This window comes from uncultured Romboutsia sp. (assembly GCF_958366745.1).
Taxonomy (GTDB): Bacteria; Bacillota; Clostridia; order Peptostreptococcales; family Peptostreptococcaceae; genus Romboutsia; species Romboutsia timonensis.
On the sequence record NZ_CATXCO010000027.1, the window covers coordinates 1 to 16,846 of the forward strand.

At 26.7% G+C, this 16,846-nt stretch carries 15 protein-coding genes and 1 pseudogene; 3 read left to right on the forward strand and 13 right to left on the reverse strand.

Annotated elements, in window-relative coordinates; all coding sequences use genetic code 11:
- The 6 genes and pseudogenes from Q5F54_RS03690 to Q5F54_RS03715 all read right to left on the reverse strand — a co-directional run.
- Positions 1–239, reverse strand: a pseudogene (locus tag Q5F54_RS03690) (hydrolase); the annotation flags it as partial.
- A 205-nt stretch (positions 240–444) separates the two neighbouring features.
- Positions 445–1,248 (reverse strand): hypothetical protein, encoded by an 804-nt coding sequence (locus Q5F54_RS03695; RefSeq protein WP_277230126.1) that lies wholly within the window; start codon positions 1,246–1,248, stop codon positions 445–447.
- A 90-nt stretch (positions 1,249–1,338) separates the two neighbouring features.
- The gene (locus Q5F54_RS03700; RefSeq protein ID WP_281538003.1) at positions 1,339–2,031 is read right to left on the reverse strand and encodes a metallophosphoesterase; all 693 of its coding nucleotides are present in this window, start codon (positions 2,029–2,031) and stop codon (positions 1,339–1,341) included.
- Between the two features lie 93 nt (positions 2,032–2,124).
- The gene (locus Q5F54_RS03705) at positions 2,125–2,922 is read right to left on the reverse strand and encodes a GTP pyrophosphokinase family protein (protein WP_277230133.1); all 798 of its coding nucleotides are present in this window, start codon (positions 2,920–2,922) and stop codon (positions 2,125–2,127) included.
- Positions 2,923–2,972: 50 nt separating this feature from the next.
- Positions 2,973–3,884 (reverse strand): MBL fold metallo-hydrolase, encoded by a 912-nt coding sequence (locus tag Q5F54_RS03710; protein ID WP_281538002.1) that lies wholly within the window; start codon positions 3,882–3,884, stop codon positions 2,973–2,975.
- 12 nt (positions 3,885–3,896) lie between these two features.
- Positions 3,897–4,625, reverse strand: coding sequence for a YkgJ family cysteine cluster protein (locus Q5F54_RS03715; RefSeq protein ID WP_281538001.1), 729 nt, complete (start codon positions 4,623–4,625; stop codon positions 3,897–3,899).
- 85 nt (positions 4,626–4,710) lie between these two features.
- Here Q5F54_RS03715 and Q5F54_RS03720 point away from each other — a divergent pair, with 85 nt between their 5' ends.
- Positions 4,711–4,962, forward strand: coding sequence for a hypothetical protein (locus Q5F54_RS03720; protein WP_071119361.1), 252 nt, complete (start codon positions 4,711–4,713; stop codon positions 4,960–4,962).
- Positions 4,963–5,148: 186 nt separating this feature from the next.
- Positions 5,149–5,478 (forward strand): hypothetical protein, encoded by a 330-nt coding sequence (locus tag Q5F54_RS03725; protein ID WP_071119360.1) that lies wholly within the window; start codon positions 5,149–5,151, stop codon positions 5,476–5,478.
- A gap of 113 nt (positions 5,479–5,591) precedes the next feature.
- On the opposite strand, the gene adhE is transcribed toward Q5F54_RS03725, so the two are convergent.
- Together adhE and Q5F54_RS03735 are read right to left on the reverse strand one after the other, a co-directional pair.
- On the reverse strand, positions 5,592–8,240 hold the full coding sequence (adhE, locus tag Q5F54_RS03730) for a bifunctional acetaldehyde-CoA/alcohol dehydrogenase (protein WP_281539132.1): 2,649 nt from the start codon (positions 8,238–8,240) through the stop codon (positions 5,592–5,594).
- A 323-nt stretch (positions 8,241–8,563) separates the two neighbouring features.
- On the reverse strand, positions 8,564–9,160 hold the full coding sequence (locus tag Q5F54_RS03735) for a DUF4230 domain-containing protein (protein ID WP_281539133.1): 597 nt from the start codon (positions 9,158–9,160) through the stop codon (positions 8,564–8,566).
- 134 nt (positions 9,161–9,294) lie between these two features.
- Here Q5F54_RS03735 and Q5F54_RS03740 point away from each other — a divergent pair, with 134 nt between their 5' ends.
- Positions 9,295–10,197, forward strand: a complete 903-nt coding sequence (locus Q5F54_RS03740; protein WP_277230148.1) for a manganese-dependent inorganic pyrophosphatase — start codon at positions 9,295–9,297, stop codon at positions 10,195–10,197.
- 206 nt (positions 10,198–10,403) lie between these two features.
- Here Q5F54_RS03740 and Q5F54_RS03745 read toward each other — a convergent pair whose 3' ends face one another.
- The 5 genes from Q5F54_RS03745 to Q5F54_RS03765 all read right to left on the reverse strand — a co-directional run bounded on the left by Q5F54_RS03745 (position 10,404) and on the right by Q5F54_RS03765 (position 16,592).
- Complete coding sequence (locus Q5F54_RS03745; protein WP_071119356.1) at positions 10,404–10,928, reverse strand: peptidylprolyl isomerase; 525 nt, start codon at positions 10,926–10,928, stop codon at positions 10,404–10,406.
- 475 nt (positions 10,929–11,403) lie between these two features.
- Positions 11,404–11,997 (reverse strand): ATP-binding protein, encoded by a 594-nt coding sequence (locus Q5F54_RS03750; protein WP_277230151.1) that lies wholly within the window; start codon positions 11,995–11,997, stop codon positions 11,404–11,406.
- Positions 11,998–12,094: 97 nt separating this feature from the next.
- Entirely contained in the window at positions 12,095–12,847 is a 753-nt protein-coding gene (locus tag Q5F54_RS03755) for a patatin-like phospholipase family protein (protein WP_281539134.1), read from the reverse strand.
- 17 nt (positions 12,848–12,864) lie between these two features.
- Positions 12,865–14,163 carry a M18 family aminopeptidase gene (locus Q5F54_RS03760; protein WP_281539135.1) on the reverse strand — a complete coding sequence of 433 codons (1,299 nt, stop codon included), beginning with the start codon at positions 14,161–14,163 and terminating at the stop codon, positions 12,865–12,867.
- A 194-nt stretch (positions 14,164–14,357) separates the two neighbouring features.
- Positions 14,358–16,592 carry a DUF3553 domain-containing protein gene (locus tag Q5F54_RS03765; protein WP_071119352.1) on the reverse strand — a complete coding sequence of 745 codons (2,235 nt, stop codon included), beginning with the start codon at positions 16,590–16,592 and terminating at the stop codon, positions 14,358–14,360.
- Between the last annotated feature and the right edge of the window lie 254 nt (positions 16,593–16,846).

Here is a 16,846-nt window from a genome sequence, read left to right on the forward strand (position 1 = left end):
TCATCTATAATATTTTTAGCATTATCAACTACCTTTGCTTCTCCATATGAATGCATGTATTTTTCATGAAATGCACTTATCATAGTATTCATATCTACACCATATAAAACTTCCCAATTATGAGTATTACATTCTTCTTCTGTTATATTTTTATTATATAATTCATTTAAATATGGAATAAAATGATATGGACTAGTTATAGTTCCATCTATGTCTATGCATATATTTAATTTAATCATATTTGTCCTCCCTAATACCCATCATCATGTTGATTTAACACATTATATCATATGTTAAATTATAAATCAAAAATTTACTTTTATTATATATTAAACAGCATACACATTGATTAAGATCAATTTATATACTATTTATATAATACTTTTCTTATACTTAAAAAATGTATACTTAGTATAGGAATATAATACCAAGTATACATATATATTATTGTTCGTCTATAATTTGATTTAAATCTGTCAATCTATCTTTAAAATTAGCTATATAGTTATCTGATAAATTAAGATACTCTGTTATTTTACCTATATATTTAGGATTTTTAGTATTTATAAGAGTAATTGCAGACTCCATCGCTTTCTCTCTTAATTCATATGCTGTTTTTACATCATTTCTGGCATCAATTAACATTTTAGTATATTCATCATTTGATAATTGTGGTATATCCATAGTTGTGTATATCGATATAACTTCTGTACACATATCTGATGCATATTCTAAGTCTTGTTTAACTTTATCTAATTTTTTTATGTTTTCAACTATATTTTTAGTATAAGGTATACACTCTCTCATAGGAATAAGTGCTTTAAGCTCTATTTCATAAATTTCCTTCTTAAATTCATATATAAGCTCTTTATCGCTTTTTTTAGAATCAAAATTTACTACTTCTTTATTATCATGTTCCTTATTTTCTGACACTATATTATTGCTATCATTTTTAGCATTCACTTTAATTTCTTCTAGTTTTGCTATCTCAGAAGTATCTTGTACAGGCTTATTTTCATTTATAATTTTTTCTTCTGTATATTCTTTTCCAAAAGAATAGTTTTGATAATACATTGCTTCTTTTATTTTATTTAATCCACTAATGTATATATTAGTTATTACTATTGTAGTAACTAATGTAATATACATACTTGCGTATATAAATGATCTCTTTATATTATTATAATTTTTAAATAATACTATCAAAGGTATAAAATATAAAAATAAGAATACTACTATCCATCTCATACATTTAAGTCTCCTTCTTCAATTAGGACAATCTTCCTAATTTTTGTATTTTAATATTTTATTTGATAGTATTTACAAATTATTGGTTTATTAATCCATTATTTTTATTAAATTAAAATCTGTATAATCACAAGAAGCTAAGATATACTCCACTCCATTTCTAACCCCTTTTAGACCCATTTTAAATGATTCTTTACCATGTAAATGACCATATATTACTTTTTCTACACCATATTCTTCGTACAAATTAGTAAATAAAGATTCTTCTAATTTATCATTTGTAGGTGGATAATGGGTTATAACTATAAATTTAGAATATCCCTTTTTCTTTGCAGCTTGAAGTGATAGCCTAATTCTATTTTCTTCTCTCTTATATATTTTCTCATCATTGTCATCAAATTTAAAATCATTAGGACAAATCCATCCTCTACCACCACATATAGCATACTCTCCGTACTCATAGAAATTTGTTTGTAAAAATTTCATATTATCATATAATTTATTTAAATTAGTTACTGTTGTCCACCAATAATCATGATTTCCTTTTATAAAAATTTTATTTCCACAAAGATTACTTATAATATCTAAATCTGGTTTAGCTTCAGTTAGATTAATCCCCCATGAAGTATCTCCTAAAACTAAAACTACATCTTCGTCTTTAACATTATCTTTCCAGCTACTAATTATTTTCTCTTCATGTTTGTCCCATTTATCTCCAAATATATTCATTGGCTTTTCTACTAATGTTGAAAAATGTAAATCACCTATTGCATATAAACTCATCTAATCTGTCCTTTCTAGTACTACGTTTCAAATTATGTAACTATATATTTTAATATTTCCAAAAAAGACAGTTATCCTACATTGGATAACTGCCTAATCATCAACTTTATTTTTATATTCTTGTAATAAGGAATCTATTTCCTTTTTTAATTGCAATATTTCAGTTATATCTCTTTCATTGTCTATTTTATCTAATCTTCTTTGATATTTTATGGCCTTATGCGTTTCACCTACATTATATAATTCTTGAATTTTATCTAAAACATCTCTTAATGTAACAGACTTTACTTGGTACATAACTTGAGCTTTCATTATATCTTCTCTAATTTCACTCATTTCTTGATCTAATAAAAATGCCGCATCTGCTGCTCTTCTTAATCTAACCGCAAGTGTTTCCGGTATATAATGTTCATACTTGTATTTCAAAGAATGTTCTATTGTTGCCCAAAAGTTCATAGCAAGTGTTCTTATCTGTATCTCACATAAAATTTCCTTAGATCCTGCTATTGAATTTATAGGGTATTTTATTATTACATGATAGCTTCTATATCCACTGTCTTTAAAGTTTTTAATATAGTCTTTTTCATAAACTATAGTCATATCACTTCTCAACTTAATTAAATTAACAATATTATATATATCTTCCACAAACTGACACATTATTCTTATACCAGCTATATCTTCCATTTCAGCTTCAATATCTTGTATATTTAGTCGCTTAGCTTTTGATACAATAGAGGCTATTTTTTTAGTTCTTCCTGTTACAAATTCTATTGGAGAATATTCTCCTTTTGTTAAAAATTCTTTTCTTATATTTTTAAACTTTACTTTTAATTCTTCAACCGCATTATTATAAGGCGCTAATACTTCATCCCATTTTTCGTATTCCATATCATCCACCCTTTATCTCATTTTTCCATACATATCTATTTTAACATAAGTTATTTATTTTTGGTATAATAAAGCAACTCTCCATCCTTTAATATATAATCAACTTCACCTAAATCTATTAGGTAACTTATTAAAGAAATTAAAGATGATTTAAAGAAATGATATTCTTTATAAGAATGACTTAAGTTGTTATTTACTATAATGTGCTTTAATATATTTTCTATAGTAATTGGATTATTTAAATATATCCTAATCTGATTTATATACTTATCTATAGCTATTTTATGTTTATCTATTATCTTATAACTTTCATCTTTTGATATAAACTTTTTACTATGAGCTATTACCATATATTCAAAGTCTATATTTTTTATTCGCTCTAATGATTTTATTTGTTCTTCAATATCAAATAAAAATAAAAAATCATATTTCGAAAGCATCTCTTCGCCTACTAATAAGTCTCCTACAAATAATACTTTATCATCCGTTAAAACACCTATGCTTCCTGGAGTATGACCCTTAAAATTAAAAACTTCAAACTTTTTATTATTTATACTTAATATTCCTTCAGTTATAACCGTATCTATAGATATATCTTTTGGCGATCTATTCTTAAGTTTCTCATCCATGAATATATTACTTTTTCCACCCATTATATATTTCGAAAATAATTCTAGTTTTTCTATATATAATTTTGCCTCTTCTGATGATAATATCTCTACATCCTTATAATACTCTTTAAATTGACTACAAGCCCCGAAATGATCATTATGCTCATGAGTATTTATTATATATTTTAACTCTATATTTCTTTCATTTAATATTTTTATTATTTTATTTGGTCTTGCTCCACTTAATCCAGGATCAATAATCAATGCTGAATTATCATCAAATAAATATAATCCTGTATTAGTTCCTCCTCTTATATAAAAAGTATTACCCGATATATTTATTAAGTTCATTAAATCACCTTTTTATAATAGTATTTTTTTTAATCTATTAATCGCACGATTTCTAACATTCTTATCTTTAGATACCCTTACTTTTATATTGTACGCAGTATCTTCTTTTAATAAGCTTTCTATAAAGTACTCAACTATTCCTCTATCTTTAAAATCTATATCTATGATTCCTTTAGAGTATATATTCGAATCTAATATCATTAAGTTATCTGCAAACTCTAATCTTTCACTTTTTTCTAAATATCTTTCTTGTGGTATAAAGGTTTCGCAATACTCAATTTTATAATTTACCACTTTGTCACTAATATCAAACCCATATTTTGATTTTATTAAATCCCTATACTCTCTATTTCTTTGAGTAATATTACTTAAATTTTTATTATAATCTTCTTTTTTCCAATGACCAAACAACCTACAGTTTAATGGTCTTACTTCATATATCATACACCTATTATCTTTATCTTTAAATGGGCATGGTTTTTTATCTATATATTCTAAGAAATAATAATCTATAATTTTATCTAAACACATCTTTTTTAGTTCTGGCTTATTCTCTAAATAATTATATATATTTATAAATTCAATTAAATTTGTACCAACAGATTCCATACAACAATTTCCACATCCACTACAATCTCCACTTGGTAAACTTTTATAAATATTATTTAATTTATCAAATAGTCTATTTTCATTTGCATAATTTATACAATTTACTACATGATTCTTTTTTATACTAGTCATTATTATTACTCCTTGTTATAATTATTAGGTTAATACAAACAATTATTATAACATATATTTTTAGAATATTTATAGGAGGTATTTTATGAATAGATATACAAAAATAATAAATATGATGGATAGTTATTATACTAAGGATTATGAAAAAACTAAAAAGAACATAACTAAAGTTAGAGAAGTTAGAGAAGAAACAGTTAGGAAATTCTTCTTACAAGGAGATTGCGAAGTTTTAGTTGTATTCGAAGAAACAGGAAGAGAAATACTTATAGATGATTTTTCTTCTGATGAAGATATAAGAAAGTATCTTGGGCCTAAATTTATAAATAAAAAAAGATAATATTTTTATGTAATTAATGTATAAATTTAGATTCTGAGTTAATAATATTAATGTAAAATTAAATATTTAACTCAATCTCCCCCAATTTTGAGTCTCTGTTTCCCCCAACAGAGGCTCTTTTTATATTAATTTTAAAAAATATAATGTATAATACTGTCTTATAATGTACTTAAAAGAGGTGATTACATGCTAAATATAGGAAAGTTATGCTTAGATACTGACTTTAATTTTAGAGTTATAAGAGAAGAAGATAATGACATAGATTTATTCATAGATATAAACTATCGTAGTCTAGATATCGATACTAATGGAGATAGTTTTTTTAATTCTAGAATACAATTTCCTTATGTTAGATCATTAATACTTAGAATAAATAAAGAAAGTAATATAATGACTGTTCATTTAATGAGGGATATAGATTTATTTTCTGCTTTTGCTAACTTTGAAGTTAATTATGATAACTGTATAATAAATATAAAAAATGACTTTGAAAAAGTTAAAATCTTTAAATCTTAATTAAAGTCTAACTAAAAAATAAGGGGGCCTTAATAGGCCCCTTTATTAACTATGTTATTTATAATTTAATTATATTAAATTTTATCTATTAATCTAGTATAATTTTCAGAATTTTATGCATTTTGTTTAGCTATTTTTTTTTCCTCTTTCTTTATTGGAGACTTAGCTTTATATATATCTTTATATATTTGAACTAATTCACTTACTAATGGTAATCTTGGGTTAGCTGGAGTACATTGGTCATCAAATGCATCTAAAGCTAATCTCTCTATAGCTGCAAAATAAGTTTCTTCTTCTATACCGCATGCTTGTATAGTCATTGGCATATTTAATTCTTTCATTAAGTTTCTTACAGCTTCAACTAAGCTCTTAACACCTTCTTCTGTAGTATTAGCCTTTAATCCTAAAGCCTTTGCTATTTCAGCATATTTCTTATCTGCTACGAATGACTTATATTTAGGGAATGCAGCAAACTTACTTGGCATAGTAGCATTATATTCTATTACATGAGGTAATAATATTGCATTAGCTCTACCATGTGGTATATGGAATTCTGATCCTAATTTATGAGCTAATGAGTGGTTAACACCTAAGAATGCATTTGCAAATGCCATACCTGCTATACAAGAAGCATTATGCATTTTTTCTCTTGCTTCTTTTCCTTCAGCTGTATTAGCTCCTTTATATGATTTTGGTAAATATTCAAATACCATTTGTATAGCCTTCATAGCTAAAGCATCTGTATAATCAGTTGCCATTATAGAAACATAAGCTTCTATAGCATGAGTTAATACATCTAGTCCTGTATCTGCAGTAACAGCTGCTGGTACAGACATTACAAATGTAGGGTCTATTATAGCTACATCTGGAGTTAATTCATAATCAGCTAAAGGATATTTTATGTTATTTACCTTATCAGTTATAACTGCGAAAGATGTAACCTCTGATCCTGTACCTGAAGTAGTTGGTATAGCTACCATCTTAGCTTGTCTTCCTAATTTAGGGAATTTATATATTCTCTTTCTTATATCCATAAACTTAAGTCTTAAATCATCGAAATCTGCATCTTTATTTTCATAGAATAACCACATACCTTTAGCAGCATCCATTGCAGATCCTCCACCTAAAGCTATTATAGTATCTGGTTTGAATTTTCTCATTGCTTCAGCACCATTTAATACTGTATCTACAGATGGATCTGGTTCTACGTCAGCAAATATTTCTATCATAACTGGATTTCTTCTTTTTCTTAAGTGGTACTCTAATTTTTCAACGTATCCTAATTGAACCATCATTCTATCAGTAACTATCATTACTCTTTCAACATTAGGTAATTTTTCTAAGTATTGTACTGAACCAACTTCATGATATATTCTTTCAGGTACTTTAAACCATTGCATATTTACTCTCCTCTTAGTAACCTTTTTAACATTTATTAAATTAACTGCTGATACATTGTCTGTAGTAGAGTTATTACCCATAGATCCACATCCTAAAGTTAATGATGGCGTATTTACGTTATATATATCTCCTATAGCACCATGAGTAGAAGGTGCATTTACTAATAATCTTCCCGTTCTTACTTTTTTACTAAATTCTAATATTATATCATCGTTGTTTGAATGTATAACAGCTGAATGTCCTAATCCCCCGAACTCAGTCATATCTACACATCTTTGTATTCCTTCTTTAGCATCTTTTACTTTTATACATGCAAGTACTGGACTTAATTTTTCTTTAGATAATGGATAATCCATTCCTACTCCACCTATTTCAGCTACTAACATTTTAGCATCTTTAGGAACCTCAAAACCTGCCATTTGAGCTATTTTATATGGTGTTTGTCCAACTATATTAGGATTTAAAGATTTTGTTTCTGGATTTATTACTGTTTTTTCTAATAATTCTTTTTCTTTTCCATCAACAAAGTAGCAATTGTAAGCCTTCATTAATCCTACTACTTCATCATATATGCATTCTTCTACTATAACAGCTTGCTCTGATGCACATATCATTCCATTATCGAAAGTTTTAGATAATATTAAATCGTTTACTGCTTGCTTTATATCTGCTGATTTTTCTATAAAGCATGGTACGTTACCTGCTCCAACCCCTAAAGCTGGTTTTCCTGAAGAATAAGCTGATTTAACCATTCCTGGTCCACCTGTTGCTAATATTAAAGCTACTCCATTATGTTTCATAAGTGCGCTTGATGCTTCTAAAGATGGTGTTTCTATCCATTGGATACAATTTTCTGGTGCTCCAGCTTCTATAGCTGCATCTCTTAATATTCTTGCAGCTTCTGCTGAACATTTTTGAGCTGATGGATGGAAACTAAATATTATTGGATTTCTTCCTTTTATTGATATTAATGCTTTAAACATAGTAGTTGAAGTTGGATTAGTTACTGGAGTAACACCTGCTACAACTCCTATTGGCTCTGCAACCATCATATATCCTTCTTCATCGTTTTCTTCAATTACACCAACTGTTTTTGTGTACTTTATACTATTGTATATGTATTCTGTTGCGAATATATTTTTTGTAACCTTATCTTCAAATACCCCTCTATTTGTTTCTTCTACTGCCATCTTAGCTAACTCTATATGCTTTTCTAGACCTGCTTTAGCCATTGCAGCAACTATTTTATCAACTGCTTCTTGGTCTAACTTTAACATTTCATCTTTTGCTTTGTTAGCTTTTGTAACTAAATCATTAATCATATTATCTACACTAAATTCTGTCTTTACATTCTTACTCATCGATATTTTCCCCCTTGAAGTAATTTTTTATAAAAAACTATGTTAGTTAATTAACAAACTTGATATACTTAGATAATATCCTATCCGCTTAAATCTGTCAACATTTTTTCTTTTTCAAAATAAAAGAAACCGTTTCTATTTTATTTTTATATATTTTAATTATATTTATAGTATGTTTTAACACTAAAAAAGGCATAGTTAAATTTTAAACAACCATCCCTTTTTTATATTTTTTACACTAATATATGTATTCTCATAGTTTTAAATCTTTTTATAAAGTTATAATACATAATAAGCCTATTATATAAAACAATAAGTTAATTTTATTTAAAATTTATAACTACTGTCTTATATCCAATCCCCTTTAATATATTTTGTATACTGACAATTGTATTTTTCTGTATCTCTTCCATAAATCCTTCACTTATAATTTTTTCTTCATATTCTTTTTTACAATTACTTATATCCTCTAATATCTCTTGTATATCTAACTTATTAAATATTGAGTTTTTTACATCATAAACATATATGTTTTCATCATCTATGTAATGGTCTAAAATTTGACATGTTTTAATTTCTATTATTATCTCATCTCCAGTATTGCTTACTATCTCTATATCTTCTGGTTTTACACCTCCATTTATTACTCCGTTATACTTTACAATAAATGATTTTTCTGTAAAAGGTATTTTTATATTACTAATACTTTTATCCTTTTTTATTTCTACGATATTGCTGTAATTATATTTTACAGTACTTATATCTAGCACTTGAGTTAAAGTATTTATTACTTTTATATTATCTTTATATATACTTTCTTTTTTGTATCTATTAGATATAAAATATGTTCCAATTATTAATAACGCTAAAAACATCAATGTTATAAGTGCGTTATTAATTTTTTTTCGTTTTTGTAACACATAAATTCCTCCTTTTGGTATAATGTTTTTGTTATTAATAAATATACTTATGGTATAAACTAAAATATGATAATTAAATTTGCTATTAAATATTTATAATACTATTTTAATTATATTTTGAAAGGAGATATAAAATGAGTTTATTAGTTTTCGGACATAAGAATCCAGATACAGATTCTATATGTTCTTCAATCGCTTTATCGTATTTAAAAAATCAATTAGGTTTTGAAGCTAAGCCTTACGCTTTAGGAGAGGTTAGAAAAGAAGCTCAATTCGCACTAGATTACTTTAAAGTTAGTGCACCTGAATTATTAACAGATGTAAAAGGTAAAGATGTTATATTAGTTGACCATAACGAACTTGCTCAAACTGCTGATGGTATAGAAGAAGCTAATATAGTTGAAATTGTAGACCACCATAAAGTTGAAATAAGTACTGAAGTACCTATATCTATAAGAGTTATGCCTGTTGGATGTACTTGTACTATAGTATATCAAATGTATAAAGAAAATAATGTTGAAGTTCCTTACGAAATAGCTGGTTTATTATTATCTGCTATATTATCAGATACATTATTATTCAAATCACCTACTACTACTGAAATGGACAAGTTAGCTTGTGAAGAGTTAAGTAAAATAGCTAATGTTGACATGGAAAGCTATGCTATGGAAATGTTCAAAGCTGGTACATCTTTAGATGAATATAGTATTGAAGAAATAGTTAATATGGACTTTAAAGAGTTTGATATGAGCGGAAAAAGAGTTGGTATAGGACAAGTATTCACTTTAGATATAGATTCTATATTTGCTAAAAAAGATGAGTTCTTATCACATATAAACTCAACTGATTATGATATGTTAGTACTTGCAATAACTGACATAATAAAAGAAGGTTCTTATTTAATATACAAAGCTGAAGATAAAATAATAGCTGAAGCATTTAGTGTAGATGCATCTCAAGGTGTATTTGCAGAAGGTGTTGTTTCTAGAAAGAAACAATTAGTTCCAAACTTAACTACAGCAATTAAAAATATATAGTAAAAAAGGAAGGTAATTACCTTCCTTTTTTTTGTATAATCTTCATTTAATCTCTTAACCAAATTATTAGTGTAGGTTAAATTTTTAGGTTTAAAATATTAACTGGTTTTTTTACTATAAATGTTTTTTAGGATTTATCTATATTATTTTAAAACAAAGTAATTAGATTGTAAATAGTTTATTTAATGTAATATTACGGAAATAAATTACATTTTTTCTACATCTGAATAATCCTTACCAAAAGTCTCAACAGTTACATTTTTCATAACTTGTGGAGTTTTAGGTTTATCTGCTCTATCAGTAGCAGTTGTAGCTATTTCATTAACTACATCCATTCCCTCTATTACTCTACCAAATGCAGCATATTGACCATCTAAATGTGGAGAGTTTTTGTGCATTATAAAGAATTGAGAACCTGCTGAGTTAGGAGCCATAGTTCTAGCCATAGATAATACTCCAGCTTCATGCTTTAAGTTGTTAGTAAATCCATTCCCTCTGAATTCACCTTTTATAGAGTATCCAGGTCCACCCATTCCATTTCCATTAGGACATCCACCTTGTATCATAAATCCTTCTATTACTCTGTGGAATCCAACTCCATTGTAAAATCCTTGATTTACTAATGTTACAAAGTTTTTAACAGTATTAGGAGCTATATGTGGATATAACTCTGCTACTATCTTCTTTCCATTTTCCATTTCTATAGTTACTATAGGATTTTTATTTTCCATATTTCTATCTTCCTTTCATTTGCCTTTAGTTTTAATATGTACTTATATATTATATACCATATTTTAATAATTTTTACATAAAATTTCAGCCTTATATTTCTATCATAAAATACTTAATATCAATAATAATATCATTTATAATTTATCCATAAAGCAAGTAAATTATAAATATAAAAATTTACTTATCTAATTTCTCCAATGATAAACCTATTTGTAAAAAACATCATTTTTTACGTTTATAAAGTTATTTATATTACTTATATTCATAAATTATCCACAAAACTTTTCATACTATAATTTACTTATACATAAAAAATTCGCTTCGCTCATGTCGCCAACGACTTCGTCCGTTGCTCAAAATCTTTTTTACGCTCAAAAACAATTTATTCATATTACTTACATTCAGAAGTTATCCACATTTTTTAAAGTATTATAATATCCTTAAACGTAAAAAAGCTACTAAATTAATAGTAGCTTATTTTTCATCGTCATTTAATTGTATAGTTTCTTGATAATCAACATTTAATAAGTCTAGTATTTGTTTAGCTCTTTCCTTTGTTGATCCTTTTACTTCTACATAGTTAACATTTTCTGCCTTTAGGAAACTTAATATAGCATCATCTATTTGAAGTGCTATATCTTCATCTTGCCATCTAACTCCATCTTGTATATATCCAAATTCTCTAGGCACATAAACTATCATATCATAGTCTTGTATATCTTCTATAGCTAGACAGTATAAATCTTTTAATATTTGTATTTCCTTTTTTGTTCTTTCTTTGTTACCTAACATAAATCTTCCATATATGTAAGGTACAAATGTTGCATAATCAGTAAGAGCATAATCAAATACTGATAACTCATCTTCTAATTTCTTTTGACCTAAGTAGATTCCATATTGTTCAGATATAGATTCTATCATACCTTTATCTTTTAAGTATTCAGTTGAATACTCTAGAGCATAACCAGCATTTAATCCAGCTATTTTCATTTCGACATATAAATGCTGAATTAATGTAGTTTTACCACATCTTGGTCCACCTAAAACTGCTATTCTCTTAGTTGCCATAATTTATATCAACTCCATATATTTTTTCTAAGTTTAAGGAACTTTTATATTATACTAACATTTAAAAGTTTATTCAATGTTTTTAATACAATTCTATTTACATAGAAATGTTCAGATTTTTACCTATCTCATATCCTTCATAGTATATTTGTTTACAAAATTCTTTTTCAAATCTTAAGGTATCATTTTTATAAAATACAGTTTTAGGTCTAACAATTATTATATTATCTTCATTGCAAATATTTTTAATTTCATCTGGTAATGTATAATCATGTTTCATTGATATAACTATAATTTTATCTAAGTTTTTGTTTAATAGTGGATTTAATAAAGTATTATTAACTAATCCTCCATCAAGATTGTATCCATTATATAAACCTTCACTTAAATCCTTCATAAATTGATTATGTAGTCCCATTGTCCCTTGTGGATTAAATGGAAGCAATGAACTATATTTTATACTTTTTAAACCTTCTTCTTTATTTAATTCTGATATATTTACTATTTTCTCTTTTGGTAATTTGTTTTCTATATTTATATAGTTTACATAAAAGTCAGGATTTTCTGTACTTTTATAATCAATATTAGATAAAACTTCGATTATAGACGAATTATCCACAGTGTTATCCACGATTTTTATAGAATGTTCAATATGAGCATCAATATCTGTCCACATTTCTTCTAACTTTTCAACATTATTTGTGAATATAAAATATCCATTTACTGCACCTATCGAAGTTCCTGATATAGCATTAAATTTATTTATACCTCTATCATATAAAGCCTTTATAACCCCTGCTTGATAAGCTCCTTTGGCTCCACCACCACAAAGACATAATCCTATATTCAAATCTCATTCCTCCTTAATTATATCTCATAAAATTTATGAAATGTTTTATATATACTATAGTGATCGTCCACAGATCCTAATTCTCTTATAGAATGCATTGCAAGTATAGGTGTTCCTACATCAACTGATGGTATGTCTATATGAGTAGATGATATCGGACCTAGAGTACTTCCTCCTCTTTCATCTGATCTATTAACAAATTCTTGATATTTAACACCACTTTCTTTGCAGATAGATTTATATATAGATATAGAATATGCATCACTAGTATACGCTTGATTTGCATTTATTTTTATAACAGGACCTTTACCCATTACAGGTCTATTTGTTGGGTCATGTTTTTCAGGAATATTTGGATGAACTGCATGTGCTAAATCAGAAGATATCATAAATGATGAATACATAGATGTAAAAAATTCTTCTCTAGTTTTTCCTAGTGATATACAAATTCTTTCTAGTATATTTAATAACATATTTGAGTCTGCACCTTGCTTTGTAGAGCTTCCAACTTCCTCATTGTCAAATACAGCTACTATATTTATTCCTTTGTTACTATTTGCATTTATTAGCGCATTTAAGCTTGCATGAGCCATAGCTAAATTATCAAGTCTTCCACTTGATATAAATTCTTCGTTCGCACCAATTAAGCATCCTTTTTCAAACTCATATAAAAATAAATCAAAATCTACTATGTCCTCTTTATCTACACCTAGTCTATTTTCTAATTCCTTTATAAGGTAGTTATCTTTCTCTAGAGATTCATTTAATAATCCTACTAAAGGAAGCATATCTTTTTGTTTATTAAAAGCATATCCTTCATTTACATTTCTATTCATATGTACTGCTAAATTAGGTATTATACAGATTGGCTTATCTAGATTTACTATTACTTCTTTAGGCTTTAAGATATTATCTGTTCTTATAATTACTCTACCAGCTATTCCTAGAGGTCTATCTAACCATGTACTTAATATTGGACCTCCATAACATTCTGTATTTAACTTTAAGTAAGCTTTTTCAGATTCTATTTCTGCATTTGGCTTTATTCTAAACGATGGTGAATCCGAATGAGAACCTATTATTCTAAAGCCTTCTTTTTCTATATTGTCTGAGTTTACTGTAAATGCTACTATCGCCGATGAATTTTTAGTTATATAATACTTTCCACCTACTTTTACATCCCACATTTTACATGAATCTAATTCAATAAATCCATTTGCATCTAATAACTCCTTTGATGTAGAAACTGCATGAAATGCAGTTGGACTATTATAAATAAAATCTATTAAGTTTTTTGCAAATTTTTTGCTATTCATACCTCTACTCCTTATTTATAAAATTTTATATAAAATTTTTTAAATTATATAATTATAATTGCCTTAATTTATACATATAAAATTAAGGCAATTATTTTTACAAAATTATCTAAATATTTTTATCATAAGTTATTTTTTTATAAATGCTTATATTATTAATAATATTTCATTACTAAAAAATAAACTTTTATATTTTATAATACATCTAAAGTTGTATATTCTTTGTTTATCTTTTTTATCCCCTGTTGTTCAAATGCTATAGTAACATCTGTACCCATCATTCCAACTACTGTTCCTACTCCAAATTTAGGGTGATGTACTCTTGCACCTGGTTTTATGTCGTCTATATTAGTTTCTTTTTCATTACTCTTAATAGTTGCATTAACTTGTTTTGCAACTGCAGTTTTATTTATAGTATTCATATATTTTTGTTTATATTTATCTAATACATTATAATTTGCTTTTGAATATGATAATTCTTTTTCTGCAGAGTTTAATCTTTCTATACATTCTTTAGGCAACTCTTCCATAAATCTAGATGCAATCGATGGATTTGTTTTTCCATATAATGTTCTTTTTTGAGTTAATGTAAGATATAAAATCTCCTTAGCTCTTGTTATACCAACATAGCATAGTCTTCTCTCTTCTTCTATTTCCGAATCACTCATAGACCTTACAGCTCTTGCTATTGGGAATAATCCATCTTCCATACCAACTATAAACACGACTGGGAATTCTAGTCCCTTTGATGTATGAATTGTCATAAGTGAAACTTTATCTATTTCCTCTTCTTCGCTTGATTCAGATGTTAATGCAACACCTGTTAAGAATGTTTCTAAGTCTTTTTCTTCACTATTTTGTTCAAATTCCATAGCTACTGATATAAATTCTTTTACGTTATCTTTTCTTTCTTCGGCTTCTTCTTTATCGCCTTTATATAATTCATCTATATATCCGTAATAGTCGATAGATTCTATTACCTTTTCTATTAACTTACTAACAGGATATACTTCTCTCATTGTTCTTAATGTTCCTATAACATTATCTACAAATTCACTTATGCTATTTCTTGCTTTTGTTGAGATTTCTGAATTTGTTTCTATGTCTATAAGTACAGAATATATACTTTCTTGTTTCAAACTAGCTCTATCTTCTATTTTTTCTATAGTTCTAAGGCCTATACCTCTTCTAGGAACATTTATTATCCTTTTTATAGATATATCATCCTGTGGGTTTTGTATAACTCTTAAATATGCAATTAAATCTTTTATTTCTTTTCTTTCATAGAACTTTGTACCACCATATATATTATATGGTATTTGGCTTCTATTTAATGCATCTTCTACAGAACGAGATTGTGCATTAGCTCTATAAAGTACTGCAAAATCTTTGTATGATCTATTTTGTTCTCTTGATATTTTAGCTATCATATCCGCAACAAAATCTGACTCTTCTATTTCATCTTGAGCTACTTGTATCTTTATAAGCTCTCCGTCTTTTTTCTCACTCCAAAGTCTTTTTCTTTTTCTTTCTATGTTATTAGATATAACTGTATTTGCTGCATCTAATATAATTTGAGTCGATCTATAGTTTTGTTCAAGCTTAACTACATGAACATCATCATAATCCTTTTCGAATTCAAGTATATTTCTTATATCAGCACCTCTCCAACCATATATACTTTGATCGTCATCTCCAACGACACATATATTTTGATGCTCTTTTGCTAATATTTTAATTAACTCATATTGTGCTTTACTTGTGTCTTGATACTCATCTACCATTATATACTTGAATCTATTTCTATAATAATCTAGAACTTCTTTATCACTCTTTAAAAGTTCAACTGTTTTAAATATTAAATCATCAAAATCTAATGCACTATTTCTTTTTAAACGATCTTGATATAGTGCATATACATCTGCTATCTTACTCATTCTATTATCATTCATGTGCATTGCCTTAAACTGTTTAGGATCATATAACTTATCCTTAGCACCTGATATAGTACTTATAATCATCTTTGGTTCAAATACTTTATCATTTAAATTTAATTCTTTTAAACAGTCTTTTACTAATGTAACCTGATCTGCACTATCATATATAACAAAACTTCTATTATATCCGATTCTATTTATATCTTTTCTAAGTATACGTACACAACAAGAGTGGAATGTACTTATCCACATATCGCTTGCATCTGACTCTAATGTTTCTTCAACTCTTTCTCTCATTTCATTTGCTGCTTTATTAGTAAATGTTATAGCTAATATATTTGCAGGTTGTACACCTTTATCTTCTATAAGATGCCCTATTCTTGTTGTTAACACTCTTGTTTTACCAGAACCTGCTCCCGCTAATATAAGTACAGGCCCCTCTGTTTTTTCTACAGCTTCTCTTTGGGCAGGATTTAACGTATCTAAATTCATCTTCGTCCTCCTAATAATGATATATGTCTATTTTAATCTAAATAATATTTTTCTTCAAATTTTAAGGTTAAGTAATACTTTAATTTTATCCAATATATAGTAATATTAAAACCATATAACTTTTAATATTATAATAAGTATATAACTTATTATAATTTAAAAAAGGCATAGAGTAAAACTTTATCTCTGTGCCTTTTTATTACCTGAATTGTATAATTAAATCAGACAAATATATAAACAAAAAAAGACACTTA